Below are 24,669 nucleotides of genomic sequence, written 5' to 3'. Positions count from 1 at the left end.
CTGCGCGCGTGCGCAGGACGGACGCGCCGGGCGTCGTCGGACACCGTCCGGCACCCGCCCGTCCGGCCCCGGCCACCCGGCACCGCCGGAACCCCCGCACGACACCCGTGAGACCGGGACCCGACCTCTTGGGAGCAACGATGAGCCACACGACCGACGTCGTCGTCACCGGCCTGGGCGCCACCACGCCCCTCGGCGGCGACGTGAAGAGCACGTGGGCCGCGGCGCTCGCCGGCGAGTCCGGCGCCCGTCCCTTCGAGGAGGACTGGTCGGAGCGCTACGGCATCCCGGTGCAGTTCGCCGCGACGATCAAGGTCCGTCCCGAGGACGTCCTCGAGCGGCCCGAGCTCAAGCGCATGGACCCCTCCGCGCAGTACGCGATCATCGCGGCGCGTGAGGCGTGGTCAGACGCGGGCACCCCCGAGGTCGACGGCGAGCGCCTGGGCGCGGTCGTCTCGTCCGGCATCGGCGGCATCTGGACCACGCTCGACGGCTGGGACCTGCTGCGCGAGAAGGGCGCACGTCGCGTGCTGCCCATGACCGTCCCCATGCTCATGCCCAACTCCCCCGTGGCCTACGTGTCGCTGGAGTTCGGTGCCAAGGCGGGTGCGCACGCGCTCGTCTCGGCGTGCGCGTCGGGTGCCGAGGCGATCGGCTACGGCGTCGACATGATCCGCGCCGGGCGCGCCGACGTCGTCATCGCGGGCGGCACCGAGGCGACGATCCACCCCATGCCGATCGCCGCGTTCGCGGCGTCGCGCACGCTGTCGCTGCGCAACGACGACCCGCAGGGCGCGTCCCGGCCCTACGACGTCGACCGCGACGGGTTCGTGATCGGCGAGGGCGCGGGTGTCGTCGTGCTCGAGAGCGCGGAGCACGCCGCGGCCCGTGGGGCGCGCGTGTACGCCCGCATCGCGGGCGTCGGCCTGTCCGCCGACGGGTACCACATCACCTCCCCCGAGCCGAGCGGCGACGGCCAGGTCCGCGCCATGCGTGCCGCGCTCGCGGAGTCGGGCGTGTCCGCGCCCGAGGTCGTGCACGTCAACGCGCACGCGACCTCCACGGTGGTGGGCGACCTCATCGAGGCCCGCTCGATCCGCGGGGTGCTGGGCGACGACGCGGACCACGTCGCGCTGTCCGCGACGAAGTCGATGACCGGCCACCTGCTGGGCGGTGCGGGTGCGCTCGAGACGATCTTCACGGTCCTCGCGCTGCACGGACGTCAGGCCCCGCCGACGATCAACGTCAGCAACCCGGACCCGGAGCTCGTTCTCGACCTCGTGCGCGACACGCCGCGTGCGCTGCCCTCGGGCGACATTGCCGCGATCAACAACTCGTTCGGCTTCGGCGGTCACAACGTCGCTCTCGTGGTCACGAGCGCCTGACCCTCACGCACGACGAAGGGGCGCCCCCGGTGGGGGCGCCCCTTCGTGCTGTCGGGTGCGAGCTCAGCCGACGCGGTGCAGCCAGCGCACGGGTGCGCCCGCTCCCGCGTAGCGGAAGGGCTCGAGCTCGTCGTCCCACGCCTGGCCGAGCGCGAGGTCGAGCTCGGCGCGCAGGCGCGCCGGGTCGCCCGCGTGCTCGAGCGCCGCACGGATGCGGTCCTCGGGGACGACGACGTTGCCGTGCACGTCCGTCTGCGCGTGGAAGATGCCGAGGTCGGGCGTGTGGCTCCAGCGGGAGCCGTCGGTGCCGTGGCTCGGCTCCTCGGTGACCTCGTAGCGCAGGTGGGCCCAGCCGCGCAGCGCGGACGCCAGCCGCGCGCCGGTGCCCGGCACGCCCTGCCACGAGTGCTCGGCACGGTAGAACGCCGGACCGGCCGGCTGCTCCGTCCAGTCCAGCGAGACGCGCTGACCCAGCACGTTGCCCGCCGCCCACTCGATGTGCGGGCACAGCGCACGCGGTGCCGAGTGCACGAAAAGCACACCGCGGGTGATCGCACCTGCCATGTCGTCCTCCATCAGCGGCTCGAGGTTCGCCTTCCCCAACGACCTCGTGACTGCTGCGGAGCACCCTGGGGCGCACGCGGCGTACGGCCTTCAGGATGCACGACGAGGCGACGAGACGCCAAGCGGAACCGCCGCACGTCCCCCGGATGCGTGACGCGGCCGGCCTGACCGGTTGCCGGGAGGGCGTATCGACGACGGCCGGACCGGGCCGGCGCGGCGGCTCAGAGCTGCTCGCGGATCGCGCGCATCGCCTTCTTGCGCACGGACCGCTCGAGTCTGTCGAGGTACAGCATCCCGTCGAGGTGGTCGACCTCGTGCTGCAGGCAGCGCGCCATGAGCTCGGTGCCCTCGACCACGACCTCCTTGCCGTCCAGGTCGTGCCCGACGACGCGCGCGTACCAGGCGCGCCGGGTCGGGAACCAGAGCCCGGGGACCGAGAGGCAGCCCTCGTCGCCGTCCTGGTACTCGTCCTCGGACAGCTCGACGATCGTCGGGTTGAGGACGTAGCCGATCTCGTCGTCGATGTTCCAGGAGAACGCGCGCAGGCCGACGCCGATCTGGTTCGCGGCGAGCCCGGCGCGACCGTCCTCGTCGACCGTCTCGAGCAGGTCCTCGACCAGGGACCGGACGCGGTCGTCGATGGTGGTGATCGGGTCGCACGGGGTGCGCAGCACGGGGTCGCCGACGGTCCGGATCTCTCGCATCGCCATGCCGAGCATCTTCCCATGCCGCGCCGCGCGGGCTCTCGCCCGGTCCGCGCGTGTGACGGGACAGACAGCGCCCGCGGGGTGACGAGTCGGGCATCGCGACCTATGCTTTGTACTGACCAGTCAGTCAGGAGTCCGATCGCATGGTTCAGCAGACCCCTCTCCGCCCGCCCCAGCACGTCGCCGGTCAGCCGGCAGCCTCCGATCCCGACACCGGGACACCCCCGGTCCCGGCGGCCGTGGCCGCGCACCGGCTCGCGCTGCACGGCGATCGTGGCGTCGTGTACGGCCCGGTGGACCTCGAGCTGCCCGCCGGTGCCCTGACCGTCGTGCAGGGACCCCAGGGCGCCGGACGCTCGAGCCTGCTGCTCACGCTCGCGGGCCGCATGGTCCCCGACGCCGGGTCGTCCCTCACCGTCCTGGGCCACGCCCTGCCCCGCGAGCGCGACCGCGTCCAGCGGGAGGCCGCCATCGCGGGCTTCGCGGGGATCGACGACCTCGACCCGAGCGTCACGGTCGGCGACGTCGTCCGGGAGCGGCTCACGTGGCTCGCCCCCTGGTACCGGCGCGTGCCGCGTGTGGACCAGCGCACGTTCGCCGCGCTCGCACGCCCCGTGTTCGGCGAGCGGCCCCTGCCCCGGACGACGAGCGTCGTGTGGGACCTCGACGAGGTCGACACCCTGCTCCTGCGCGTGACGCTCGCGGCCGCCCAGCGCCCGCGCCTGCTCGTCGTGGACGACGTCGACCAGGTCCACGACTCCACCCGCCGGGCGACTCTCTGGTCGCGGCTCGAGGCGCTGACCGCCTCCGGCACGACCGTCGTCGCGGCGGTCGCCTCGCTCGACGAGGTCGGCCGCACGCCCTGGCGCACCCCACCCACGCAGGTGACGCTCGCGACCGGCCCGCACGCCGTGCCCGCGACCGACGCCGCCTGACCGCGCTCACCCCGAGGACTCCCCCATGCCCGCGCTCACCACCACCGGCACCGAGCTGCGCCGGTTCCGCCGCGGACGGCTGCCCCGGCTCGCCGTCGCCGCGATGATCCTCGTGCCCCTGCTCTACGGGGCCCTGTACCTGTGGGCCTTCTGGGACCCGACCGGGCACCTCGACCGGCTCCCCGTCGCGCTCGTGAACGCCGACGCGGGGACGACCCTGGACGGCGCACCGCTGCGGGCCGGCGACGAGGTGGCCGAGGCGCTCACGTCGTCGGCCGACCTCGACTGGCGCCCGACCGACGCGCGCGACGCGGCGGCCGGGGTCGCGGACGGGACGTACTACTTCGCGGTCACGCTCCCGGCAGACTTCTCGGCCGACGTCGCGTCCGCGTCGGGCGACGACCCGACGAGCGCGCAGATCCTCGTGACGTACGACGACGCGAACTCCTTCCTCGCCTCCACGCTGGGACGCAGCGCGATGACGCAGGTCGAGGCCGCGGTCTCCGACTCGATCGGCGAGCAGGCGACCCAGCGCGTGCTCGTCGGGCTCGGCGCTGCCCGCGACGGGTTCGCGCAGGCGTCCGACGGTGCGCTCACGCTGCACGCGGCGGCCGGCGACCTCGACGACGGCGCGACCCGGGTCGCCGGCGGTGCACACGACGCGGCGGACGGAGCCAGGGACCTGGCCGCGGGGGCGGGCGCGCTCGACGCGGGTGCGGCACGCCTGGCCACGGGCGCCGCCACGCTGGCCGAGGGAGCGACGAGCGCCACGCGCGGCGCGGGCGACGCCGCGAGCGGCGCGCACGACCTCGCAGCGGGCCTCGGGACGCTCGACGACGGCGCGGGACGCGTCGCGCAGGGCGCGCACGACGCCGCCGACGGCGCCGACTCCCTGGCCGACGGCGCGGCCACGCTCGCGAGCTCCGCGCAGACCGCCGCCGACGGCGCCGCGCGCATCGACTCCGGTGCGGGCACGCTCGCCTCGGGGCTCACGAGCGCCTCGTCGGGGGCGGACGACCTGCGGGACGGCACGGCCGCGCTCGCCACCGGCGTGAGCATCCTCGAGGACGAGCTGTCGCCCCTCGTGTCGGCGGTGCCGACCCTGCGCACCGGGCTCGGTCAGGTCTCCGCGTACCTCACGGCTCGCGCGCAGGCGGGCGACACGACCGCCGCTCAGCTGCTGACGGGACTGTCCGCGCAGGCCGGGGCCCTGCCGTCCGACGCGCAGCTCTCCGAGCTGTCCGACGGCCTGGCGGCGCTGTCCAGCGGCGCGGCGAGCGCAGCGAGCGGCGCGGACGACCTGGCCGGCGGCGTCTCGACGCTCGCGGCCGGCGCGCAGGACCTCGCGGACGGCACGGGCAACCTCGCCTCGGGCCTCGGCCGGCTGGCCGACGGCGCGAGCACGCTCGCGGACGGCACGTCCTCGCTCTCCGACGGTCTGGACACGCTCGAGAGCGGATCCAGCGCGCTCGCGACCGGGACCACGAGCGCCGCCACGGGGGCCGACGCCCTCGCGGACGGCACGTCCCGCCTCGCGGCAGGGCTGACCCGCCTCGGCTCGGGATCCGCCGACCTCGCGTCCGGTGCGGACGAGCTGGTCGACGGCACGGGTGAGCTCGCGGACGGCGCCGGCCGGCTCGCGGACGGCACCGCGACGCTCGCCGACGGCGCCGGGAAGGTCGCCGACGGCTCGGGCCGGTTGCAGGAGGGCGCGGGGCAGCTCGCCGACGGCCTCGTGGACGGCGAGTCCGCGATCCCCGCCGACGTCGCGGCGCCGGCACGCGCGAGCACCATCGCCTCCCCGGTGCACGTCACGGAGGAGCACGTGAGCCAGGCCGAGGGCTTCGGTGAGGGCTTCGCGCCGTTCTTCCTGCCGCTCGCGCTGTTCGTCGGCGCGCTCATCACGTGGCTGCTCCTGCGGCCCCTGCCCCCGCGCGCGCTCGCGACGCCCGCGTCCGGTGCTCGCGTCACGCTGGCCGGGTACCTGCCGGCGCTCGCGCTCGGCGTCGCGCAGGTCGTCGTGATGCTCGGCGTGGTGCACCTCGGTCTCGGGCTCGACCTCAGCTCCGGGATCGGCACGCTCGCGTTCACGATGCTGGTGGCGGCGACGTTCCTCGCTCTCCAGCAGATGCTCATGGCGGTGCTCGGCCCCGCGGCCGGCAAGGTCGCGATCCTCGCCCTGCTCATGCTGCAGCTCGCCTCGTCGGGCGGGACCTACCCCGTGGAGACGACGCCCGCGTTCTTCCGCGCCATCCACCCGCTGCTGCCCATGAGCTACGCGGTCACCGGCCTGCGGGAGGTCATCACGGGGCCCGTCGACGCGCGGTTCTGGGTCGCGGTCGCCGTCCTGGCGGGCGTCCTCGTGGGCTCGCTGGCCGTGACGGCGTGGCGCGCGGGGCGCATGCGCACGTGGACGCTCGAGCGCCTGCACCCCGTCCTGTCGATCTAGGCCGGGCGGACGACGAGAGGCGGTCTAGGGTTGCGGACCATGACGGACACGCGGCAGCAGATCGTCGATGCCGCTCTCGCGCTGGTCGCCGACCGCGGCATCGGGGCGACGACCGTCGACGAGATCGCGGCCGCGGCCGGCGTCGCGAAGGGCAGCGTGTTCTACAACTTCGGCTCGAAGTCGGGGCTGTTCGAGGCGATCATCGCCGCGGGCGTCACGCGGCTCACCGCCGCGTTGCAGGAGGCGGGCGCCGGCCGGTCCGGCCGGGCCGCCGTCGAGTCCATGGTGGGCGCGCTGCTCGAGCAGGTGCAGGCCCACCCCGACTTCGCCAAGCTCGTCGTCGCGGAGTCGTTCCGCTCCGGACGTGCGTGGCAGGACTCGATCCGTCAGGTGCGCGAGGAGTCGATGGGCGCGCTGGCCGCCGTCGTGCAGGACGCGTGGCCCGAGCGGGACGCGTGGTTCACGGCGGCCGCGCTGTTCGGCGCGACGCTCGTCGCGGGCCTCGAGTGGCTCGTGTTCCAGCCGGACCGCCCGGTCGAGGACGTGCGCGCCGCGGTCCTGGCGACGCTCTCCTGACCGGTCCGAGCACCGCGGGCGGGACGCCGCCGGGCGCGGGCATGACGAAGGGCCGGTGACGCGGTCACCGGCCCTTGCGCCTGACGTACGTGCGGGACGTCCCCGCCGCGCTCACTCGCCCGCGCGCTGCTGCGGGACGCCCTGCAGGAGCTGACGGACCTCGGCCTCGTGGAAGCGACGGTGCCCACCGAGGGTGCGGACCGCCGAGAGCTTGCCGGCCTGCGCCCACCGGGTGACGGTCTTGGGGTCGACCCGGAAGAGGACCGCGACCTCGCCGGGGGTCAGCAGAGCGCCCTGCTGCAGGGGGGCGTCGGTGTGGGGGGTGGTGATGGCCATGGTGGCTCTCCTTCGTCGTTCGGTAGCTCGGCTGACCCGGTGGGCCCCGTGGCTTTGCGTCCCCTCCTCGCGGAGGGTTTGCCATTTGTCGCTGACAACTCAGAACTATCCCCGAAATTGGACAGGCGTGCAAGAAGCCGAGCCGTGGGAGACCACGGGCATTCGGGTGAAATTCGGACGCGGTGGACCAGGAGGAACAGGACCAAGTCGGACGTCCGGTTTGTGATCCGGACATTCGTCCAGTTCAGGGCCGTTCTTGCTGACTTGGCACACGCCCCGACACGCGCGACGACGTTTCGGAAGTGATCTCGGTCACTTGTGGGGTCTCGGCGTGTCCCGGGCGACGAACCGACCACCGGGTGGGGTGCTGGAGCTGCTGGGTGGGGCAGGTGGGGCTTGAACCCACGACCAACGGATCATGAGGCCGCTGGTCGGCACGCTCTCGGCGAGCTGCTCACCTGGCGATTCGCGCGTATTCCCGGCTCATCGCAATGGAGGGTGTAGGACCGGCCTGAAGCCGCCGGTCTCGAGCAGGCTGCGGGTGATGTAGTTGGTCAGGTTCCGAAGGCCGAGCGCGGTGCCGCGCAGGTGTTCCAGGCGCCCGTTGATCGCTTCGGTCGGCCTGTTGCTCGTGCCCGGCCGCTCGAAGTAGGCCAGGACGTCCGCGGCGCGCTGCTTCAGGGTCCGACCCAGGGGGCGGACTTCGACCAACGCTGCCGGGACGCCGGTGGAGATCGACGCGATCAGCGTGGTCATCCGCTCCCGTCCGGCCGTGGCGTCGGGGTCGCGGTAGGCGCCGATCATCGTCTGGTAGACCTGCCACGTTGCTTCGACCTCGACGTGCTCGTCTCCCGCGAACAGCGCGGCGATGATCGCCTTCTGCTTGTTCTTGAGCAGGTCAGACCCGGTGTGCAGGGTCCGGCGGGCCTTGTAGAGCGGGTCGGATGCCCGTCCGCGGTGTCCGTGCAGGTCGTTCTGGACCCGCCGTCGGCACCGGTCGGGCGCATCGCTGGCCAGGAGGACCACGTGGAAGGGGTCCATCACCGCGACGGCGTCGGGCAGCTCCTCGGCAGCGGCGGTCCTGAAGCCGGTGAACCCGTCCATCGCGACGACTTCCAGTCCCGCCCGCCAATCGGCGGGCCGTTCGGCGAGCCAGGTCTTGAAGACCTGCTTGGAGCGGCCCTCCACGACGTCCAGCAACCGCGCCGGACCGGTGCCGGCGCGCACCGGGGTCAGGTCGATGACCACCGTGACGTACTTCCCGCCCGTGCGGGCATGACGCCAGACGTGTTCGTCGACGCCGATGACGTGCACGCCGTTGAAGCGGTGCTCATCGGCGATCAGCAACGCCCGCCCTTCGGCGAGCACGGCGGTGTTCGCGGTGTGCCACGCGACGCCCAGCGCGGCGGCGACCTGAGCCATCGACAGGTGGGCGATCACGATGCCCTCCAACGCCCACCGTAGCGCCCCGCGGGTCAGCTTCGCGCGCGGCGCGGCCGCCGCCGAGATGTCGTGGCGCCACACGTGCGCGCAGCCCTCGCACCGATAGCGGGGAACCCTGACCTGCACGATCGTGGGGCGCCAGCCCACAGGCTCGTGCGCGAGCTCACGCACCACCGTCCCGCGGACCACGCCTTCGGCGCCGCAGCGCCGATGTCCCGCGTCAAGCTGCTGGCAGGTCTTGGGTCTCGGGAAAGTTGGGGGTCAGCGGGTCGGCCAGGCCCAGGTGGACCTCCAGGGGCCGGTTCCAGGCGATCGCCTCGTGCGGTCGCACGGTGTTGTACTCGGCCCGGTAGTCGTCGGCGTGCGCGACGAGGGACAGGACGTCGTCGATCTCTTCGAGGAAGAGCCGCTCGTACTTCAGGGAGCCGAACCCGCGTTCGCGTGACCCGTTCTGCCCGGGCGTACGCACCCGGGTGCGCACGTGCCGCAGCTCGGGGTGGGCGGTGATGAACGCCTCGAACCGGAACGAGCGGAACGGGCCACCGTTGTCCGTCACGACCGTCACCGCGGGCACGACGTTGCCGTCGCCGTCGCGGGCGCACGCGTCGATCAGGGGGCGGCCGAACATCGCCTCGTAGTCGGCCAGGGCAAGCTCGATCGCGGCGATCGCGTCGTGCTGGTTCGCGGTCGGGGACACATGCCACGGGTGCTCGTACTTCGACCAGTAGTCCCGGCACCCGGCGATGCGCCACGTGCCGCCGGTCGTGGTCTCGAACTCGGAGAAGTCCAGCTGCCACACCTGGTTCGGCCCCGTCGGTTCGGTGGCGAACGCGGCCTTCCTGCGGGCCGCGAGCTGGCGGCGTTCCCGCTGGTAGGCGGCGGGCAGGATCAGCCCTTCATCGCGCAGCAGGCGCAGCACGGTGGCCTGGGAGACCCGGTGCCCGTCGTGGCGCACCATGGCCCACACCTTGCGGTGCCCCCATGCCGGATGCGCCAACGCGTGCCGCCGCGCGGCCACGCGCACGCTCTCGCGCGCCGGGCGCGGCCACGGCCCCTTGACCGGGGACCCGGCCCGGGCGCGGGCCTGCCAGCGCCGCCACGACCGCTCGGGCACGCCGATCACCTGGCAGAACCTCGTGGTCGGCATGCCCGCCTGGATGCGGATCACCTCGAGGTCCTCGAAGGGCCCAGCCGGCCCTCCGCGGACTTCTTCCACACCCGGACCTCCAGGTGCGCCTCACCCAGGGCCTGGGTCAACTCGGCGACCTCGGCCTCCAGCTGCTGCTCACGCGTCGAGGGCCCCGACTTCCCCGCCGCCAGGCCGGTCCTGCCGGCCTCGAGGAACGCCCGCTTCCAGTTCCCGACCGACTGCTCGGACACCTTCGCCCGCCGGGCGGCCTCGGCGACGGTGACCTCGCCGGCCAAGACCGACAACACGATCCTGGTCTTCTCCTCGGCCGGAACGGCCGGTGGTCTTGCCATGAACGATCAGACTCCTCACAGGTCAGGCCCGCAAGCAACGGGCCCTGCCACAAAGTCTGACGCGCGACACCGACACCAAGGATCCGGCTCGGCGACACGGCAGGCCAAGACCGCCCGGCCGGGCTCCAGGCGCTGGCCGACGACCCGCAGGCCGTGGCCGTCCAGGCGCGTGAATGTCGTCACGTCGGGGTCGGTGAAGGTAGCGTCGCGTATGTCGAGGTCTTCCGGGTGGCCGGCGTAGGAACCGCCATCATCGGAAGACCTCGACGCCTCGGCGAGCACCGCCACGCCGCCGACCTCAACGTAGCTCTACACCCTCAACTGCGAAGAGCCAAAGTGGCTCATCACAGATGAGGGTGTAGGAGTGTCGACGATGTCGTGAGACGTCGGGCGTGGTGGCGGGCGTGTCGAGGTGGGGGAAGGCGTCGAGGTCTTCCGAAGATGGGGGTTCTCACACCAACCCATCCGAAAGACCTCGACGTTGGACGACGCTACCTTCTGCCCGCCTGACCTGACCACGTTCGCCCGTCTGGACGATCTCGGCTTGGTCGTCGTCGGCCAGCACGTCACCGACCGCCGCACGGTGCTCGAGTGCCGGGTCGTCCCGGTGCCGGGCGACGAGTTCTGCCGCCAGTGCGGTGCGGAGGGCCTCGTGCGGGACACGGTCACGCGCCGACTGGCGCACGAGCCGTTCGGGTGGCGGCCCACCACGCTGCACGTGCGGGTGCGCCGTTACCGGTGTCCCACCTGTGAGCGGGTGTGGCGGCAGGACACCACCCGGGCGGCGGAGCCGCGTGCGAAGCTCTCCCGTGCCGCGCTGGCGTGGGCGCTGAACGGGCTGGTGGTCCAGCACCTGACCGTCGCCCGGCTGCGCGACGCGCTCGCCGTGGCCTGGAACACGGTCAACGACGCCGTCCTCGCCGAAGGCCACCGCGTGCTGATCGCCGATTCGGCCCGGTTCGACGGGGTCACCGTCATCGGCGTGGACGAGCACGTGTGGCGGCACACCCGCCGTGGCGACAAGTACGTCACCGTCATCATCGACCTGACCCCCGTGAAGGACGGCACGGGGCCGTCCCGACTGCTCGACATGATCGAGGGCCGCTCCAAGGCGGTGTTCAAGGACTGGCTCGCCGGGCGGCCCAAGGCGTGGCAGCAGGGCGTCCAGGTCGTCGCGATGGACGGGTTCACCGGGTTCAAGACCGCCGCCGCCGAAGAGCTCCCCGACGCGGTCGCGGTCATGGACCCGTTCCACGTCGTGCGCCTCGCCGGTGACGCCCTCGACAAGTGCCGGCGCCGGGTCCAGCAGGAGCTCCACGGGCACCGCGGCCTCGCGACCGATCCGCTCTACCGGGCCCGGCGGACCCTGCACACCGGTGCTGACCTGCTCACCGACCGGCAAGCCGCCCGCCTCGAGGCCCTGTTCGCCGACGAGGAGCACGTGCCCGTCGAGGCGACCTGGGGCATCTACCAGCGGATGATCGGCGCCTACCGGCACCCGGACCGGACCACCGGCAAGAAGATCATGACCGCGCTGATCGACTGCGTCGCTACCGGAGTACCGACGTCGCTGGTCGAGATCATCACCCTCGGCCGGACCCTGAAGAAGCGTGCCGCGGACGTCCTCGCGTTCTTCGACCGCCCGGCACCAGCAACGGCCCCACCGAGGCCATCAACGGGCGGCTCGAACACCTGCGCGGCTCCGCCCTCGGCTTCCGGAACCTGACGAACTACATCACCCGCAGCCTCCTCGAGACCGGCGGCTTCAGACCCCGACTACACCCTGCATTGTGAAGAGCCTGGAAAGTGGGTGTGACTGTCTCGGTCATGCGCAAGAGTATACGGCAGTCCGCATAGACACGCGGAGCGATGTCTATGCAGGAACTGACAGGATTGCGTCATTGCAGCGGGGCCGGGTGGGGTCGATGACCAGCTTTTCCGCAGGCGACCGGCCTGCCCGCAGCGAGGGCACCGTTGTCGTCCGCGGCCGGGACGGAGATTGCCGAAGCCCGCTGACCAAGCCTGCACAGGCGTAACCCGGACCGCATGACCATGCAGGCGAGGCGACACCGTGACGCCCGACGTGACGACGGACGGGGCGACGACCGAGACCAGGTGGCGGTGGTCGGTGCCGTCGCTGCCGCCTGCGGCGTCGGCGCCAGCACCCCCGCTCCGGTGGCCGACCAGTCCACGGCGGTGTGGGGCGAGGCGGCTGCGAGTCGGCGGCGAGGCGTGGGTGGGACGGCTGCTAGGTGTTGTGGTTCATGAGGTTGGTGACACGGCGCGGGGTGTGAGGGAGGGGTAGGCCCGTCGGCGGCAGGATGGGAAGTGCGACCTACACATCCGCGCCGAGAGAGGCCTACCCCTCATGAGCCACGCTAACGCCCCGTTGACCCCTGTCGGCCGGTTTTCGCCTGGTCCAGCGCTGCCGGTCGCGTCCGATCGCGCATGTCGCGGCCGAGGCCGGGATCTCCCGGCAGTGCCTGTCCAAGGGGAAGGCCCGCTACGACGAGCTCGGCGAGGTCGGACTGCTCGACCGCTCCAGCGTGCCCGGTTCGAGCCCGACGCAGCTGGACCCGGACCTGGTCGAGCTGATCGAGCGGCTGCGCCGAGCGCACAAGTGGACCGCCCGGCAGATTCACCTTGAGCTGACCCGCGCAGGGCACCGGGTCTGGCTCGCGACGGTCTCGCGGTGGCTGGTGCGCCTGGGGATCAACCGTCGCCGGGACATCGACCCCGACGGGTCGGCCAACCGCGCCACCGGGCGGATCACCGCCCGCTACCCCGGGCACATGGTCCACCTGGACGTGAAGAAGGTCGGACGGATCCCCGACGGCGGCGGGTGGCGCGCCCACGGCCGCGGATCGAAGCAGGACAAGGCCGCCCAGCGCGCGAAGACCAAGGGTGCACGGGCGGGCTACGTCTATCTGCACTCGGCGATCGACGGGTACTCCCGCCTGGCCTACACCGAGCACCTGCCCGACGAGAAGGCCGCCGCCACCATCGGGTTCTTCCACCGCGCCAGAGCGTTCTTCGCCGCCCACGGCATCGCTCGGATCGTGCGCGTGATCACGGACAACGGAGCGAACTACAAGGCCACCGCCTTCACCCGCACCGTCGTCGCGGCCGCCTCCCGCCACCAGCGCATCCGCCCGCACACGCCCCGCCACAACGGCAAGGTCGAGCGCTACAACCGGATCCTGGCCGAGGAGTTCCTCTACGCCCGGGTCTGGACCTCCGAAGCCGAGCGGGCCGCGGCGATCAAGATCTGGAACATCCACTACAACTACCATCGCGCTCACACCGCCGCCGGCGACCGGCCCCCGGCCTCACGCCTGCGCGCACGCGTCACCAACGTCATGACCCAGAACACCTAGGTGTCCCGGGGGATGCCGGACGTCAGAGGGCAGTCGGCGGACCAGCCACGAAGGCGCCGCCGTCGAAGTCTGCGCAGTTTGAAGGCAGCTCGATGCTTGTCTCCTGCACGCTTCGCGCACCAAACGAACCACCACTGAGCGGCGGCAACTCGTCGCCGATTCGGTAAGTCGCACCGGTCGTGCGGGACGTCAGCGTCTGCTCTTGCGTGTTCCACGTCCAGAACGAACGCTTCAGCACGAGCAAACGATCATCGATGCCAAGGCAGCCATCGATGTCCGCCAGCGTCCCACCTTCATACCTCGCGTCACCTACTGCTAGCGAGTCGCTCATAGCCGCCTGGATGGATGCAACGTCTGCGGGGAGGTCCACGGAGGTCGGCGCGGCCCCGGGCGGCACCGCTGTCCCGGGCGCACTGTTGCCTAGTTGCACGGCAAGAGTGCCGATGCCTCCTAGGGCAACCGCAAGTACGGCTCCGGCAAGGACCACCCTGTTCCAGGATCTACGCGTTCCGTCGACTGGGGTGAGTAGGCGCGGTGGCCGATCGCTGGACGCTGCAGAGGCCTCGGCACGCAACCGAGCGGCGAAGTCTGCCTCGGAGATCATCATCTTGCAGCCTCCAGTTCTGTGTCAGTGCCTACAGAGAGCTTGCGTAGTGCGTGGTGAGCTGTTGTACGCACCGTGCTCCGCGTGATGCGTAGTGTGTGAGCGATGGACGCGTCGTCCATGCACTCGATGTATCGGAGTGCGAGCACCGCACGTTCCCGCGGCGGCAGTTGCCGCAACATCGCCAGTGCGGTCAGGTACCCATCGACGACGGAGATGCCACCGTCAGACGATCGCCCATCGCTTTCGCCGAGTTCGACCAGACGAACCCGCCGACGCCGTGTCTGGTCTATGAACAGGCGCACGAGCGACTGCTTGGCGTACGCTAACGGCGAGTCTGCCGACTGGACACGGCCCCATCGGGAGAGGAGTCGCTCTAGACAGTCCTGCACGAGATCCTCGGCTGCGACGTGGTCACGACACAACGCCACGGCGAGCCGCATGAGGTCCGCCCAGTGTTCGTCAACGAACGCAGGGACGCTCATGTCACCGCCGGCGTCGAGCTGTGCCACAGTTCGCTCACCTCCTTGTCACCGCACCACTACTACTAAGACGAACCGAGCGACCCAGAGTGTTTACTCGCGTCGCTCGTCGGCCCGACTGCGAGTCCCGCCGAACCGCTCAGGTCCCGACGAGATCCGTCCGTCCGCCTGCGGTGGGGCTCCCATGCCGAGTCGTGCTCACTGGACATTCTGGCCTTGGACGCGGGTGGCCGGGGCGGGAGTCGTGAGCCGGTCGGCCACCGCTGTGTGAGCGCGAGGTGTTGCTCGAACCGTCAGGGTCGATGTCGCGCCGCCGGCCACCATCCAGTCGGGCCGGCCGTCCCCAGGCCGTGGACACGGCCACGTCATTCGGCGGTCAGGCCCGCAGACCTACCGCGTCTTCGTCCCCTGAGCACGACGCAGCGCCTCGATGCGCGCAACGGCTGCGTCGTCGAACGGGCGGGCAGCGCTGCTGGACGATGCGCCGCCGACTCAGTCCCGGCTCGCCCAGTTCGTCGAACCTGCCGTCCACCTTCGACACCGCCTGCACCGAGACCTACCCGGTCGCAACCTGCGCGATCGGACGACGCGCTCAGCGCTGCGCCAGGCGCCCGCCGAAGGCCGCCGCCGCGTCAGCGATGACTCCTCGAGGGACAGGCGTGCCTGCGGCCGGGCGCTGGCTGCACGTCTACCACCCCCGCGAGGGCACCACTGCCTCACTCCTACGCGACGGCACGAACTGTCGTGAGCCATGACAACCTAGCCTCAGTCTTTCACGCCGGTGGCGTGCCGTAGACGTGAAAAGTGCTCCTGACCTGCGATGATGTGTCTTGCGACGGACATATCAACCCAGTTCAAGGAGCACCTTCCAGGTGAAGAAGCCTACCGGGTCTTCCCCGCGACCTGCGGTCGACGCGAACGGCGGGTCGGCGGTCTCGCAGGCAGGTGGTGTCCTGCTGACCTCCACGGTCCGCGCGGCGGGGCTGGACGTGGCGTTGCGGGAGGCGCTCGCGCCGTGGCGGGCGCCGCTGGCTCACCATGACCCGGCCAAGGTGCTGCTGGATCTCGCGTTGACCCTCGCGCTGGGTGGGACGCGTGCTCGGACCTGGCGGTCGTGCGCGGTGAGCCGGCGGTGTTCGGGCCGGTGGCCTCCGACCCGACGGCCTCACGCACGATCGCGCGTCTGGCCACGGATGTGGACAAGGTGTTGGCCGCGGTCAACACCGCACGCGCGAAGGCGCGGGCCAGGGTCTGGGCGGCGGCCGGGGTCAACGCGCCCGACCACGACCGCAGCGCAGCGAGCCCGTTGGTGATCGACCTGGACGCGACCCTGGTGGGCGCGCACTCCGAGAAGGAGAAGGCCGCGGCGACGTTCAAGCGCGGGTTCGGGTTCCACCCGTTGTGCGCGTTCGTCGACCACGGCCCCGAGGGCACCGGGGAGCCGTTGGCGGCTCATCGCAATGGAGGGTGTAGGACCGGCCTGAAGCCGCCGGTCTCGAGCAGGCTGCGGGTGATGTAGTTGGTCAGGTTCCGAAGGCCGAGCGCGGTGCCGCGCAGGTGTTCCAGGCGCCCGTTGATCGCTTCGGTCGGCCTGTTGCTCGTGCCCGGCCGCTCGAAGTAGGCCAGGACGTCCGCGGCGCGCTGCTTCAGGGTCCGACCCAGGGGGCGGACTTCGACCAACGCTGCCGGGACGCCGGTGGAGATCGACGCGATCAGCGTGGTCATCCGCTCCCGTCCGGCCGTGGCGTCGGGGTCGCGGTAGGCGCCGATCATCGTCTGGTAGACCTGCCACGTTGCTTCGACCTCGACGTGCTCGTCTCCCGCGAACAGCGCGGCGATGATCGCCTTCTGCTTGTTCTTGAGCAGGTCAGACCCGGTGTGCAGGGTCCGGCGGGCCTTGTAGAGCGGGTCGGATGCCCGTCCGCGGTGTCCGTGCAGGTCGTTCTGGACCCGTCGTCGGCACCGGTCGGGCGCATCGCTGGCCAGGCGGACCACGTGGAAGGGGTCCATCACCGCGACGGCGTCGGGCAGCTCCTCGGCAGCGGCGGTCCTGAAGCCGGTGAACCCTCCGCTGCCGCTCCTCGCGCTGGTCCCCTGTCTTTCGCAGTTTCCCGTCGAGTCGCTTGGCATCGCGACCCGGCTTGTCACTCCGGGGGCGTGTCGGCTCCGTACAGCGCCTACGCGGAAAACGCTACGGGTAGCCAGAGGCCCGGCGCCACTGCCAGACGAAAGTGGATTCATCTCGTGTATTGCCCAGGGCAGCGAGCCGCACCGGGGCGAGCTCAGCGTCGGCATGGTGCGCGGCGATGCGGGCGCTGCGAGACGGGCGTGAACTGGTCCCCACGGCGGCTGAACTGGTCCCCGTCGTCGCCCGGTAGCCCGACGGCGACGCCAAAGTACGGGCTGACATGGGAGAACGCGAGTGGGGCAGGTGGGGCTTGAACCCACGACCCACGGATTATGAGTCCGCTGCTCTGACCGGCTGAGCTACTGCCCCGAGATCGACCGCCAGGCTACCGGGACCAGGACGGGACCGGACCAGGGCCGAGTACCGTGGGCCCGTGGCCGGCTTCCTCTCCACCCGCGCGCTCACGGACGACGACCGTCGCTTGCTCGACCTGCGTCGCGGCGACCGTGTGCTCGTCGCCGCGACCCTGACGGACGGCCGCCGGGTCGCCGCCTCGCGACTCGCGCTGCACGTGCTGCGCGACGGCGAGGCGGCGCGCACGCCGTGGGCGGACGTGGACCGCGGTTCGCTCGACCCCGAGACGCGCACGCTCGCCGTGCGGTGGGTGTGGGGGGCGAGCGACACGTTCGTCTTCGGCACGGACCGCCAGTCGGTGCGGTTCGCGCAGACGTTCCGGGAGCGCGTGCAGTCGTCCGTGGTGCACGCCACCTCGGTCACGCTCCCGGGTGGCGGTCAGGCGCGGGTCGCCCTGCGGCGCGACGAGGACGGCGAGCTGTTCACGCAGGTCGTCGCCGACGAGGGCGTCGACCTCGCCCGGCCCGAGGTCGCGGCGCTGGTCGACGCGGCGGAGTCCGAGCTCCGCGCGAGCGCCGGGCTGCCGGCCTGACTGGTCGGGAGCACCCCCGAACGGCTGCTAGAGTTCTGCAGCGCGATCCCCCGTAGCTCAATTGGCAGAGCATTCGACTGTTAATCGAAGGGTTACTGGTTCGAGTCCAGTCGGGGGAGCTCCACGGGGCCCTGACCTGCATCGCAGGCAGGGCCTTCGTCGTGCTCGGGCGGCTGTCGCGCCCCCGTGGCGCGGTCGGTGCGGCGGCGGGCCGGACGTAGGCTGGTGGTCGGTTCGTCGAGGCACCTGTCCCGACCCTCACCGAGCCGCCCACCGAGACGGAGCCTCCCCATGACCGGCGTGCCGCACCCCGTGCGCACGTCGTCGCACCGCGCGATGGTCGTGTTCACGGCCGCGGTCGCCGCGTACTTCGTGGCCGTCCTGCACCGCACGTCGTTGGGCGTCGCGGGCGTCGAGGCGATCGAGCGGTTCGGCCTCGGCGCGACCGCGCTGTCGATGTTCTCGGTCGTGCAGCTCGCCGTGTACGCGGGCATGCAGCTCCCGGCGGGACGGGTGCTCGACCGGTTCGGCGCGCGCGTCGTCATCGGCGGCGGCTCGGCGGTGATGGCCGCGGGCCAGCTCCTGCTGGCGTTCGCGGACGACGTGCCGCTGGCGCTCGCCGCGCGTGTGCTGATCGGAGCGGGCGACGCGGGCATCTTCATCTCGGCCGTGCGCCTCGTGGCGCAGTGGTTCCCGCCGATGCGCGCGCCGCTGATGGTGCAGGTGACCGGGCTCATCGGGCAGTCGGGCCAGCTCGCGTCGGCGATCCCCGTCGCGTGGCTCGTGCACCACCACGGCTGGACGTCCACGTTCACCGTGCTCGCGGTGGTCGGGGCGGTCGCGGCCGTCGCCTCGTTCCTGGGGGTCCGCGAGCCCGACGACGACCGGAGCGACGCGCCGCGCTCCGACACGTCGTTCCTGCGGGCGGTGCGCACCGCGGTCGAGCCGCCGGGTACCCGCCTGGGTTGGTGGAGCCACTTCGCCACGCCGTTCTCCGCGAACGTCGTCGCGCTGCTGTGGGGCGTGCCGTTCTTCGTGACCGCGCAGGGGCGCTCGACGACCGAGGCCGGGGCCCTGCTGACCGTGCTGACCGTCACCGCGATGACCACGGGCCCGCTCGTCGGCCGGTTCACCGGGCGCCACCCGCTGCGGCGCACCTGGGCGGTGCTCGGGTCGTGCGGCATGACGCTCGTCGCATGGCTGGTCGTGCTGGTGCCCTCGACCCCGCGGCCCATGTGGCAGCTGGTGCTGTTCGTCGTGCTCGTCGGCATGGGCGGCCCCGTGTCCCTCGTCGGGATCGACTTCGCGCGGACGTACAGCGCCCCCGAGCGGCTCGGGACCGCGTCCGGCTTCGTCAACACCGGCGGGTTCGTCTCCACGATCGTCGGCGTCCTGGCCGTGGGGGTCGCGCTCCAGGCGGTCTCCCCCGCGGGCGCGACGACGTACTCGCTCGACGCCTACCGCTGGGCGTTCAGCGTGCTCCTGGTCCCGTGGCTGCTGGGCGTGTGGGGTGTGCTGCGCAGCCGCGCACGGACGCGCGCGGTGATGGCCGACGAGGGCGTCGTCGTGCCGCGCCTGCGGGACGCGGTGCGCCGCCCGCACGTGCCCCGCCGCGCGCGCGACCGTTGACCCTCAGAGCCGGCCGTAGCGGGTGCGCACCACGCAGTAGACGCCGAACGCGATGAAGCCGACCGCCACGAGCGCGAGCAGCAGCGTCCCGGCGGGCCCCTCCTTGAGCGTCCGCATCGCGCCGTCGAGCCCGGTGGCCTCCGACTCGTCCGCGTGCCACGCGGCCAGCGCGAACAGCACGCCGACGATGCCGAGCGCGACACCCTTGGCGATGTACCCGACGCGGCCGGCGATGACGGTCCCCCGCCCCGCCTGCCCGCCCGGCAGCCCCGTGAGGTCCTCGAGGAACTTCTTCCGCCAGCCCTTGACCACGTGGTAGACCCCGACGGCGAGGACGGCGACGCCGATCGCGCCGACGAGGAGCCGGCCCCCCGGCGCGGACATCAGGTCCGACGTCATGCCCTTCGACTGGTCCGACGACGACGAGCCCGCACCATCCGCCCACGCGACCGACGTGGCGGCGAGCGCCAGGTACACGACCGCGCGGCCGACGGCCTTCGCGCGGTCGCCGCGGTGCGCACGGCCCGCGTGGCCGACGTGCGCGGCCTTGGCCGCCTGCCACGCGCCGAGCGCGAGGAACGCGACGGCCGCGACCCACAGCACGACCTGGCCGAACGGCTCCTGGGCGACGGTCGAGAGCGCGCCCGACTGGTCCGCGGAGGCCGAGCTGTCGCCGAACGCGAGCCGCAGCGCGAGCACGCCGATGAGCGCGTGCAGCACGCCGCTGACGGCGTATCCGGCACGCGCGGCCTTCTCCCACGCGTCCTGCGTGGTCCCGGTGAAGTACGTGGCGCTCGACATGAGGTCTCCCGTCGTGGGGGGTGGCGAAGGAGGCAGGACCGATCGTGGCAGCGCCCCCGCGGTCGCGCGACCGCAGGCGGCACCCGGCGGGGTGCACCCACCCACGCGTCGAGGCCCCGCACGCGGCGAGCGACCCGCAGCACAGGCGCCTGACCTGCGGTTTCACCGTGCCCACCGGGCGGGCTTGTCGAACCGTCCCGCGAGCCTCACACTTGCGCTGCCCCCTCGTGATTCCGGCCACCGACAGCCGGGGAAATGGACCCGCCGGCCGTGCTGCGCACCGTCTCCTGCCACCTCTCCCTCGACGTGCGCAGCCCCCTCGAGCTCTACCTCGCCGTCGCGGTCGCCGACGGCTCCTACGACCGCACCGAGCAGCTCGTCGTGCGCCACGAGGACGGTCCGCTCGACGTCCTGGAGATCAAGTCCGGGCACGGCGGCCGCTCGCACCGCGTGCACGTCCCCGCGGGCCGGGTCGTCGTCGACTACCACGCGACCGTGTCCGGGCGGTCCGGGCCCCCGCCCGTCGACGACCTCGACCTCGTCGAGTACCGCCGCCCGAGCCGGTACGTCCAGTCGGACCGCCTGCTCGCCTTCGCGCGCGACCAGTTCCGCGGTCTGGCGGGGGCCGAGCTCGTCGACGCCGTCGTCGGGTGGGTCGCCTCGCACGTGCGGTACGTGCCGGGCGCGAGCCAGCCGACGGACGGCGCGACCGAGACGCTCCTGGCGCGCCGTGGGGTGTGCCGCGACTTCGCGCACCTCGTCGTCGCGCTGCTGCGCGCGTGCGACACGCCCGCGCGCCTCGCGTCGGTGTACGCGCCCCGGCTCAGGCCGATGGACTTCCACGCGGTGGCCGAGGCGTACGTCGACGGCGCCTGGCACGTGCTCGACGCGACCCGCCTCGCGCCGCGCGACACGATGCTGCGCATCGCCACCGGCCGCGACGCGACCGACACCGCGTTCCTGTCGTACTACGGCGGCGACCTCTCGCTGCGCGCGATGACGGTGACCGCGAGCGTCACGCCCTCGTCCGACGAGGCCGGGGCGGCGCAGGCCACGTCCGACGACGGCACGGGTCTGCGGACGCTGCGCTGACGCGTCGGGTCACGCCCGCGGCCCCGGGCCGCGTCAGGCGCTCTCGCGCAGCGTGCGACGACGGCCCTCGAGCGCGACGAGCTCGGCGAACGCCGCCTGGTAGGCCGCCGGGTCGGCGCCCGAGTCCATGCGCTGCAGGCGTCCGCGCAGCTCGGCGATCTGGCGCGTGAAGCCCATCTCGACGAGCCGCAGCACGACGCCGCGCACGTAGTCGGCGACCGCCTCGGGACGGTCCTCGGGCACGGGCGCGACCGCGAGCTCGGTGACGAGCGCGCGCACGGGCTCGGCGGCCTCCTCCAGCACGGCACCGACCCACGCGGCGGCGCTGCCGTCCGCGCCGACGGACGCGGCACCGGCGACGACACCGCCGGCGGCCCGGATCGCCTCGTGGACGGCGCGGTGGGCCGGAGCGGCGAACGCGTCGGCCCCCAGCTCGTCGAACTCGCCCGGCACGAGCGTCGGCGCCTGGAGCACGACCTCGAGGGCGGTGCGCTCGACCAGCAGCACGGGGTCGGACCGGTCCGGACGGGCGGGGCGGCCCTGCTCGGGTGCACCGGCACGCGTCGGCCCGCTCGTCGTGCCGCGGCCCGACGGCCCGCCGCGACGCGCCCCGTCGACGGCGCGCTGCACGGTCGACAGGTCCTCCATGCCGAGCCAGCCGGCGAGCTGGCGCGTGTACTCGGGGCGCAACGCGGTGTCGCGGATCCCGGCGACCACGGGCGCCGCGGCGCGCAGCGCGGCGACGCGACCCTCGGCGGTCGCGAGGTCGTACGCGGCGAGCGTGGAGCGCAGGACGAAGGCGAACAGCGGCTGGCGGCCGCGCACGAGCGCGTGCACCGCGTCCGGTCCGCGCGCGAGGCGCAGCTCGCACGGGTCCATCCCGCTCGACTCGACCGCGACGAACGTCTGCGCGGCGAACGTCTGGTCCTCGCCGAACGCGCGCAGCGCGGCCTTCTGCCCGGCCGCGTCCCCGTCGAACGTGAAGATCACCTCGCCGCCGACGGACGCCCCCGTCGCGAGCTGCACGCCGCTGCTGGAACCGGAGTCGCCGATGAGACGGCGCACGATGCGCGCGTGGTCGGAGCCGAAGGCGGTACCGCACGTCGCGACCGCGGTCCCCACGCCGGACAGGTGCATCGCCATGACGTCGGTGTACCCCTCGACGACCACCACCTGCTTGGCGCGCTGCATCTCGCGCTTGGCGAGGTCGAGCCCGTACAGCACGTGGGACTTGCGGTACAGCGCGGTCTCGGGCGTGTTGAGGTACTTGGGGCCGTTGTCCTCGTCGAACAGGCGGCGCGCGCCGAACCCGATGGTCTCGCCGGTGACCTCGCGGATGGGCCAGACGAGCCGCCCGCGGAACCGGTCGTAGACGCCGCGCTGCCCCTGGCTGACGAGCCCCGAGGCGACGAGCTCGGGCTCGGTGAACCCGCGCCCGCGCAGGTGACGCATGAGCGCGTCCCACCCGGTGGGGGCGAACCCGACGCCGAACTGCTCGGCAGCGGTCCGGTCGAAGCCGCGCTCGGCGAGGAACTGCCGGCCGGCGGCACCGGCGGGCGTCGTGAGCTGCTCGCGGTAGAACTCCTCGGCGACCTTGTGCGCCTCGATCAGCCGGCGCCGACGGCCGGGCTCCTGCTCGGGCCGGGCGGGACCGCCGCCCTCCTCGTAGCGCAGCTGGATCCCGACGCGCCCCGCCAGGTACTCGACCGCCTCGGTGAACCCCAGGCCGTCGACCTTGATGACGAAGTCGATGACGTCGCCGCCCTCGCCGCAGCCGAAGCAGTGGTAGCGGCCGACCTGGGGCCGCACGTGGAACGACGGCGAGCGTTCGTCGTGGAAGGGGCACAGACCCTTGAGGGAGCCGACGCCCGCGGTCTTGAGCTGCACGTGCGCGCCGACCACCTCGTCGATGCGCACACGCTCGCGGACCGCCTCCACGTCCTCCCGCCGGATGCGTCCCGCCACGCCAGGAGTCTAGGTCGTCCGCGCCGTCGTCCCGACGTCCGGGCGGGTGAGGGGGCCGACGCCGTCGGCGCCGACCCCCTCACCTCGTCGTCCGGTCAGCCGATGCCCGACTTGAGCGCCGAGACCAGCTCGCCGTTGCTCGTGTCACCCGACAGCTCCCAGAAGAACGCCCCGCCGAGGCCCTTGCTCCTGGCCCAGGCGGTCTTGGTGGCGACCGTCGCGGGGGTGTCGTAGCTCCACCACTCGTTGCCGCACTTCGCGTACGCGGTCCCGCCGACCGTCCCGGTGGCCGGGCAGCGGTTCTTGAGGACCTTGTAGTCCTCGATCCCCGCCTCGTACGTGCCGGGCGCGGCGCCGGTCGCCGAGCCGCCGGGTGCGCTCTGCGTGACGCCCGTCCAGCCGCGTCCGTAGAACCCGACGCCGAGCAGGATCTTGCTCGCCGGGATCCCCTTGGCGATGAGCTTGTTCACCGCGTCCTCGGAGTTGAAGCCCGCCTGCGGGATCCCCGGGTAGGACGTGAGCGGCGAGTGCGGTGCCGTCGGTCCCTGCGGGTTGAATGCGCCGAAGTAGTCGTACGTCATCGGCATGATCCAGCTCAGCTTGGTCGCCGCGGTGGCGTAGTCGGTCGCGTCGATCTTGCCGCCGCTGCTGCCGTCCGCCGTGATCGCGGCCGTGACGAGGAAGCTCGAGCCGAACTTGTCGCGCAGCGCCGTGACGACACGGTCGAACGCCTGCGGACCGCTCGAGTCGCAGCTCAGGCCGCACGCGTTCGGGTACTCCCAGTCGACGTCGATGCCGTCGAACAGACCGGCCCAGCGCGGGTCGTTGAGCAGCGAGTAGCACGAGTCCGCGAACGCGGTGGGGTTCGCCGCCGCCTGCGTGAAGCCGCCCGACCAGGTCCAGCCCCCGAACGACCAGAGGACCTTGAGGCCCGGGTTGGCGGCCTTGAGCTTGCGCAGCTGGTTGAAGTTGCCGCGCAGCGGCTGGTCCCACGTGTCCGCGACGCCGTCGACGCTCTGGTCGGCGGTGTACGCCTTGTCGTAGGCCGCGTACGCGTCGCCGATCGAGCAGCGCCCGCCGGTCGTGTTCCCGAACGCGTACAGGATGTGCGTCAGCTTCGACGCGCTGCCCGACGTCCTGATGTTGTTGACGTGGTAGTTGCGCCCGTAGACGCCCCACTCCGCGAAGTACCCGACGAGCTTGCGGCCTGCGGGGTTCGCGGTCGGGTTCGCGGTCGGGTTCGCGGTCGGGTTCGTCGTCGGGTCCGTCGTGGGACCCGTCGTCGGGTTCGTCGTGGGACCCGTCGTCGGACTCGTCGTCGGGTTCGTCGGGACGGTCCCGCCGGTGCAGGTGGCGCCGTTGACCGTGCAGCCCGTGGGCTGCGCGAACGGGCCGCTGCCGATGTACCCCCACGTCTGGGTGGCGCCCGGGGCGAAGGGGCCGGCCCAGCTCTTGGAGGTGACTTTGTAGTGGGTGCCGGTGCGGGTCACGTCCGCGTCCCACGAGCTGGTGATCGTGGTGCCGGCCGGCAGGTCGAACTCGAGCGTCCAGGTGCTCGCCGTGCTCGTCGTGCCGTTGGTGACGGTGACGGACGCCTGGTGACCGGTCCCCCAGTCCCCGGCGGACGTGAACGTCGCCGTGAAGGCCCCGGCCGCGGTGGCCGGGAGTGCGGCGACGAGGCCGGTCGCGACGAGCGCCGCGGCTGCGGCCATCGCGACGAGGGCTCCTCGTCGTCGCTGCTGGTGTGCGGGTCCGGCGCCGTCGCCGG

18 protein-coding genes, 2 tRNA genes, 5 pseudogenes and 1 riboswitch are annotated in these 24,669 nt (G+C 72.6%); of the genes and pseudogenes, 11 read left to right on the top strand and 14 right to left on the bottom strand.

The features are described from left to right. Positions 1 to 140: 140 nt before the first annotated feature. Complete coding sequence (locus tag ACT17Q_RS06630) at positions 141 to 1,385, top strand: beta-ketoacyl-[acyl-carrier-protein] synthase family protein (RefSeq protein ID WP_268532327.1); 1,245 nt, start codon at positions 141 to 143, stop codon at positions 1,383 to 1,385. A gap of 63 nt (positions 1,386 to 1,448) precedes the next feature. Here the strand turns inward: ACT17Q_RS06630 and ACT17Q_RS06625 are convergent, their stop codons facing one another. Beyond that, positions 1,449 to 1,949 carry a DUF3145 domain-containing protein gene (locus ACT17Q_RS06625; protein ID WP_094182214.1) on the bottom strand — a complete coding sequence of 167 codons (501 nt, stop codon included), beginning with the start codon at positions 1,947 to 1,949 and terminating at the stop codon, positions 1,449 to 1,451. A gap of 221 nt (positions 1,950 to 2,170) precedes the next feature. Beyond that, entirely contained in the window at positions 2,171 to 2,659 is a 489-nt protein-coding gene (gene def / locus ACT17Q_RS06620; RefSeq protein WP_094182215.1) for a peptide deformylase, read from the bottom strand. 140 nt (positions 2,660 to 2,799) lie between these two features. Here def and ACT17Q_RS06615 point away from each other — a divergent pair, with 140 nt between their 5' ends. The 3 genes from ACT17Q_RS06615 to ACT17Q_RS06605 are packed head-to-tail and all read left to right on the top strand — an operon-like array spanning position 2,800 to position 6,616. Then, entirely contained in the window at positions 2,800 to 3,591 is a 792-nt protein-coding gene (locus ACT17Q_RS06615; protein WP_268532324.1) for an ATP-binding cassette domain-containing protein, read from the top strand. A gap of 25 nt (positions 3,592 to 3,616) precedes the next feature. After that, a complete protein-coding gene (locus tag ACT17Q_RS06610) occupies positions 3,617 to 6,040 on the top strand; it encodes a YhgE/Pip family protein (RefSeq protein WP_444665163.1) in 2,424 nt (807 codons plus the stop codon). Between the two features lie 39 nt (positions 6,041 to 6,079). Then, positions 6,080 to 6,616 carry a TetR/AcrR family transcriptional regulator gene (locus tag ACT17Q_RS06605; RefSeq protein ID WP_094180304.1) on the top strand — a complete coding sequence of 179 codons (537 nt, stop codon included), beginning with the start codon at positions 6,080 to 6,082 and terminating at the stop codon, positions 6,614 to 6,616. Between the two features lie 111 nt (positions 6,617 to 6,727). Here ACT17Q_RS06605 and ACT17Q_RS06600 read toward each other — a convergent pair whose 3' ends face one another. From ACT17Q_RS06600 to ACT17Q_RS06580, 5 genes and pseudogenes are all read right to left on the bottom strand, one after another. Next, the gene (locus tag ACT17Q_RS06600; protein WP_094180305.1) at positions 6,728 to 6,952 is read right to left on the bottom strand and encodes a BldC family transcriptional regulator; all 225 of its coding nucleotides are present in this window, start codon (positions 6,950 to 6,952) and stop codon (positions 6,728 to 6,730) included. Positions 6,953 to 6,970: 18 nt separating this feature from the next. Continuing rightward, positions 6,971 to 7,045, bottom strand: a riboswitch (cyclic di-GMP riboswitch). Positions 7,046 to 7,435: 390 nt separating this feature from the next. Beyond that, a pseudogene (locus ACT17Q_RS06595) lies at positions 7,436 to 8,605 on the bottom strand (ISL3 family transposase); the annotation flags it as partial. Between the two features lie 10 nt (positions 8,606 to 8,615). After that, positions 8,616 to 9,563 carry a transposase gene (locus tag ACT17Q_RS06590; protein WP_444662423.1) on the bottom strand — a complete coding sequence of 316 codons (948 nt, stop codon included), beginning with the start codon at positions 9,561 to 9,563 and terminating at the stop codon, positions 8,616 to 8,618. Continuing rightward, positions 9,560 to 9,877, bottom strand: a complete 318-nt coding sequence (locus tag ACT17Q_RS06585; protein ID WP_115941774.1) for a helix-turn-helix domain-containing protein — start codon at positions 9,875 to 9,877, stop codon at positions 9,560 to 9,562. Before ACT17Q_RS06585 ends, ACT17Q_RS06590 begins: the two co-directional genes overlap by 4 nt. Before the next feature lie 66 nt (positions 9,878 to 9,943). Continuing rightward, a pseudogene (locus ACT17Q_RS06580) lies at positions 9,944 to 10,090 on the bottom strand (ISL3 family transposase); the annotation flags it as partial. 268 nt (positions 10,091 to 10,358) lie between these two features. Here ACT17Q_RS06580 and ACT17Q_RS06575 point away from each other — a divergent pair. Both ACT17Q_RS06575 and ACT17Q_RS06570 read left to right on the top strand, forming a co-directional pair. Further along, positions 10,359 to 11,671, top strand: a pseudogene (locus ACT17Q_RS06575) (ISL3 family transposase). A gap of 574 nt (positions 11,672 to 12,245) precedes the next feature. Next, positions 12,246 to 13,254 (top strand): annotated as a pseudogene (locus tag ACT17Q_RS06570) (IS481 family transposase). Between the two features lie 22 nt (positions 13,255 to 13,276). Here ACT17Q_RS06570 and ACT17Q_RS06565 read toward each other — a convergent pair. Together ACT17Q_RS06565 and ACT17Q_RS06560 are read right to left on the bottom strand one after the other, a co-directional pair. Continuing rightward, positions 13,277 to 13,585 carry a hypothetical protein gene (locus ACT17Q_RS06565; RefSeq protein WP_444665162.1) on the bottom strand — a complete coding sequence of 103 codons (309 nt, stop codon included), beginning with the start codon at positions 13,583 to 13,585 and terminating at the stop codon, positions 13,277 to 13,279. 272 nt (positions 13,586 to 13,857) lie between these two features. Beyond that, positions 13,858 to 14,370, bottom strand: coding sequence for a sigma-70 family RNA polymerase sigma factor (locus ACT17Q_RS06560; RefSeq protein ID WP_094180308.1), 513 nt, complete (start codon positions 14,368 to 14,370; stop codon positions 13,858 to 13,860). A gap of 842 nt (positions 14,371 to 15,212) precedes the next feature. Here ACT17Q_RS06560 and ACT17Q_RS06555 point away from each other — a divergent pair. Then, positions 15,213 to 15,790: pseudogene (locus ACT17Q_RS06555) on the top strand (transposase); the annotation flags it as partial. Between the two features lie 2 nt (positions 15,791 to 15,792). Here the strand turns inward: ACT17Q_RS06555 and ACT17Q_RS06550 are convergent. Both ACT17Q_RS06550 and ACT17Q_RS06545 read right to left on the bottom strand, forming a co-directional pair. Next, complete coding sequence (locus ACT17Q_RS06550) at positions 15,793 to 16,470, bottom strand: transposase (RefSeq protein ID WP_157732524.1); 678 nt, start codon at positions 16,468 to 16,470, stop codon at positions 15,793 to 15,795. A 293-nt stretch (positions 16,471 to 16,763) separates the two neighbouring features. Next, positions 16,764 to 16,837, bottom strand: a tRNA-Ile gene (locus ACT17Q_RS06545). 64 nt (positions 16,838 to 16,901) lie between these two features. On the opposite strand from ACT17Q_RS06545, the gene ACT17Q_RS06540 reads away from it, so the two are divergent. The 3 genes from ACT17Q_RS06540 to ACT17Q_RS06530 all read left to right on the top strand — a co-directional run bounded on the left by ACT17Q_RS06540 (position 16,902) and on the right by ACT17Q_RS06530 (position 19,043). Then, positions 16,902 to 17,414, top strand: a complete 513-nt coding sequence (locus ACT17Q_RS06540; protein ID WP_141319813.1) for a hypothetical protein — start codon at positions 16,902 to 16,904, stop codon at positions 17,412 to 17,414. Positions 17,415 to 17,460: 46 nt separating this feature from the next. Beyond that, positions 17,461 to 17,533, top strand: a tRNA-Asn gene (locus ACT17Q_RS06535). Between the two features lie 172 nt (positions 17,534 to 17,705). Then, the gene (locus tag ACT17Q_RS06530) at positions 17,706 to 19,043 is read left to right on the top strand and encodes an MFS transporter (protein WP_444665161.1); all 1,338 of its coding nucleotides are present in this window, start codon (positions 17,706 to 17,708) and stop codon (positions 19,041 to 19,043) included. Positions 19,044 to 19,046: 3 nt separating this feature from the next. Here ACT17Q_RS06530 and ACT17Q_RS06525 read toward each other — a convergent pair whose 3' ends face one another. Next, positions 19,047 to 19,844, bottom strand: coding sequence for a DUF1206 domain-containing protein (locus tag ACT17Q_RS06525; RefSeq protein WP_444665160.1), 798 nt, complete (start codon positions 19,842 to 19,844; stop codon positions 19,047 to 19,049). A 270-nt stretch (positions 19,845 to 20,114) separates the two neighbouring features. Between ACT17Q_RS06525 and ACT17Q_RS06520 the strand changes: the two genes are divergently transcribed. Next, the gene (locus tag ACT17Q_RS06520) at positions 20,115 to 20,936 is read left to right on the top strand and encodes a transglutaminase-like domain-containing protein (RefSeq protein WP_094182218.1); all 822 of its coding nucleotides are present in this window, start codon (positions 20,115 to 20,117) and stop codon (positions 20,934 to 20,936) included. Between the two features lie 33 nt (positions 20,937 to 20,969). Here the strand turns inward: ACT17Q_RS06520 and dnaG are convergent, their stop codons facing one another. Then, positions 20,970 to 22,901 (bottom strand): DNA primase, encoded by a 1,932-nt coding sequence (dnaG, locus tag ACT17Q_RS06515; protein ID WP_444665159.1) that lies wholly within the window; start codon positions 22,899 to 22,901, stop codon positions 20,970 to 20,972. A gap of 95 nt (positions 22,902 to 22,996) precedes the next feature. Then, entirely contained in the window at positions 22,997 to 24,613 is a 1,617-nt protein-coding gene (locus ACT17Q_RS06510) for a glycosyl hydrolase family 18 protein (protein ID WP_444665158.1), read from the bottom strand. Positions 24,614 to 24,669: the final 56 nt, after the last annotated feature.

This window comes from Cellulomonas sp. CW35 (assembly GCF_052378485.1).
In the GTDB taxonomy this organism is placed as follows: domain Bacteria; phylum Actinomycetota; class Actinomycetes; order Actinomycetales; family Cellulomonadaceae; genus Cellulomonas; species Cellulomonas uda.
Note: the sequence above shows the minus strand (reverse complement) of the source record. Positions and strands in the feature narration are given on the sequence as shown.